Annotated in this window: 2 protein-coding genes and 1 pseudogene; all 3 read right to left on the bottom strand. The window is 32.3% G+C overall.

Annotation, left to right across the window (positions count from 1 at the left end; genetic code table 11):
• Positions 1–801, bottom strand: a pseudogene (locus ACFSKL_RS12015) (hypothetical protein); the annotation flags it as partial.
• Positions 802–1,253: 452 nt separating this feature from the next.
• Positions 1,254–2,318 carry a helix-turn-helix domain-containing protein gene (locus ACFSKL_RS12020; protein WP_376886482.1) on the bottom strand — a complete coding sequence of 355 codons (1,065 nt, stop codon included), beginning with the start codon at positions 2,316–2,318 and terminating at the stop codon, positions 1,254–1,256.
• A gap of 475 nt (positions 2,319–2,793) precedes the next feature.
• On the bottom strand, positions 2,794–3,195 hold a 402-nt coding region (locus ACFSKL_RS12025), incomplete at its 5' end, for an MBL fold metallo-hydrolase (RefSeq protein WP_376886483.1).

Consider the following 3,195-nt stretch of genomic DNA (forward strand, 5'->3'; position numbering starts at 1 on the left):
TTTGTTTTCATCCGTCACGATCTTCAAAGCATCAATCTCTCCTTTGCTCAAAGTGATGTTGTCTGAATTGGTTTTGATATCCAATATATTCTCAGAAACAGAAGTTTCCAAAGTGGAAATGTCTGTGGTGTTTTGGGAAATGTTGGCAGTATTGGTTTGAATGTTACTGGCGTTCGTCTGGATCTCAGATGTATTCGCCAAGATATCTGACTTGTTTTCATCCGTCACGATCTTCAAAGCATCAATCTCTCCTTTGTTCAAAGTGATGTTGTCTGAATTTATTGCTACCACTTGATTTGTTTTTATGATCTCAGCTTCAAAAGTTGATCTATCCGTTTTCAAATCAAGAGTTGGTTGAATTTTAGACAGCGTTAAATATGGCATCAACATTTTTGAAGTGTCTGAAGTAAAAACTATTTCAGGAATATTATTCAAGTCATTAAATTCTCCTGAAAGTCCTGCTTTAGAGATCTGTGGTTTATTTAAAATTTCAGCCCAACCATCAGTAGCATTCCAATCTGCATTCATTTGCGAAATATTCTTCAACAATATCCATGAATTTCCCTCATAGTAATAAAAGCCGACGTCACCGTCTGTTTGAAAAATCAATAAAGCAGTAGCTGGATTTTGAATTGCTTCTCTCTGAACAGAAGTCATCCGGGAAATTAATAGCCCCTTATTGTTTGATTCAATTTCTAATGCTGCCGAAACATGTGGATTCTCTGTTCCTATCCCAACTTGAGCTTGAATCAAATATGGAATAAAAAATAACAGCGTAAGCAAGAGTAGATTTTTCTTCATTTTACTTTATATAAGTTTTGGGATAATTTGGCAATCTGATAGTGATGGAATGATTGATTTCAAAATTCAACATGTTCTTGACACTGTATAAATTTTGTACTTAATTTCCGTAAATCACACCATTTCCCTACGCACTTTCAACTTATGCATGTTTCAAAAACGGTTTTTGAAACACATAGTCAGAGAAGTCCATTTCTGGCAAAATGAAATACAAAATAGGTATAGTGAAAATTGAAGTCTAAAAAAGAAAATAAGTTTAAATCATGCCCAAATAAAAATCCAGATAATTATCTCATCGAATTGTTAAAGAATTGAGCAAAAAAACAACATTTGAAATACTCTAAATCATCGGCAACTGAGTGGAGGTTTTGCTTTTTTTAACTTTAAATGAAAGAAAACAATTTACATTTTTCCCGAATTAAAATCTTGATTTCTACAAGAGATTTTTTAATCTACAAATACTCCATCCCCTCCCCATCTTGATATCTCTTCCAGTATTCATTCGGACTACAACCTTTTTCTTTTTTGAAAGCATTGAAAAAAGTAATTCGAGAATTGAACCCAGAAACCTGACCTAATGCTTCTATGGTTTGCGTATCCAGAAAATTATCATCAATTTTTTTTACAGCAAATTTTACACGAAGCCGATTTATTAAATCTTTAAAAGTACACCCATATACACTTTGTAGAAGAGCCGGTAATTCTCTTGCATTAATCTTTAATAATTTAGCTAACTCTTTTGCCGAAATACTGTTATTCAAATAAATCAAATCAGTTTCTATCAATTCCTTTAATTTGGTTTGACTCTCAAACTCTTCTGATGAAATAGGAATAGGATCAACTTCCAGGGTGGAACTTGATTTAACAGAAGGTTTATTTTTTTTCTTTAGAGATTTTTTTTGAGTATTCTTTATGAAACTAAAATTGAGTGTGGAATATATACTGAAAATATAGATAGAAATAATGACCAAAATCGAAACTATCAATGTTTTTCGAACTTTTGGAAATTCTTGATTTGACAACTGAATAAAATAAGATGAAAATGATAATAAAATCATCAAAACCTTCAAAGTAAAAATAAAGATCAGTGTAGAATAAAGCCATTTTTTATATCCATCATGCTCAAGTAACCTGATTCGTTTAGACTTCAAAAAATAATAAAGAGAAAATACAAAATAAATTATAGTCAAAACCAATCTTGTTGAAAAAACATAAATACTAGGTATTATTCCAGTTATATAGAAATTAATTTTTGCGGGTGAACTCAAAATCAATTTTACTATTTGCTCCTTTTCTTCGATGGAAAACAAGTAAAAGGGTAATAAATCCAATAAACTCAACAATGCAGGAAGAAAATGTATAAAGTCTCTTTTATAAAATTCATTAGTCCCCTTACTGATGTTCCTTACTGCCAAATAAAACAATGGCGCCGGCAAAAACATTATCGGACTAAATATACCGAGGAAATAAATATTCGTTGAAATTAAACCAAAATCAAACCAAATAATCCTAGACATAAAAAATAAGGAATAGATCAACAAAGTTAGAGCCAGTAACTTTTCTTGATATCGGAATCCATTATTTTTAATGAGATAAATAAAAGATAACAAAGTATAAAAAGAGGATATTATGAGAAGCAATAAATTAAATCCGGACATTTATAGAAAGTGGTGATTAATTCGCTGTTTGCAACTTACAAAATGCATATTGCATCATTGCGAAATTATTCATATTAGTTCAAAATCCAACCAGCTTTCTGTTTTTTTAAAGAAACAAAGGAATTTTAGAGGTAGTAGTAGGTAAATATAAAAAACTCCAGTTGATTTTATAAAATCCTTCTCAATTATACTAACTTGTTCTAGTGCAAACAAGACATTATACCATCGTCAAAATCGAAAGGATCTTTGCCCATATAGCATTTTTCGGGAACCATTCCTTCTTAAACATTACCTGATAAGAAGCCTGAGGTTACCCACTGTTTGTCGTTGTCTTTCACTCTACACCAGTCCACCATTGTTTAAATTGCTGATCGTTATCATTCAAATTTACAATTTCCCCGATAATTGGTGTTACCAAAGGTATGTTTCCTTCATTCAGTTCCGTGATTTTTATCAAGGGTTCGTCCCAGGGGTGATATGCCATTACAAATTTTGAAGAATGGACAGGAAATATGCGTTTGGCATTTAGCTCTTTTGCCACTTTTAATACTTCGTCCGGCAGCATATGTACTGCCTGCCAGGCTACATTATATTGGCCATTGTCAAGAATTGCCAGGTCAAATCCCCCGAATTTCTCACCGATTTCGGCAAAATGCGTATCATAACCACTGTCCCCTCCCATGTATATTTTCAGGTCAGGTGTTTGCAGGATATAGGACAGCCACAGGGTATTGTT

Source organism: Belliella marina (genome assembly GCF_042682445.1).
Taxonomy (GTDB): domain Bacteria; phylum Bacteroidota; class Bacteroidia; order Cytophagales; family Cyclobacteriaceae; genus Belliella; species Belliella marina.

What these genes read in the sequence shown, in the direction of transcription:
- ACFSKL_RS12020 (WP_376886482.1), bottom strand. Translation starts at nt 2,318, where the DNA reads ATGTCTAGGATTATTTGGTTTGATTTTGGTTTAATTTCAACGAATATT.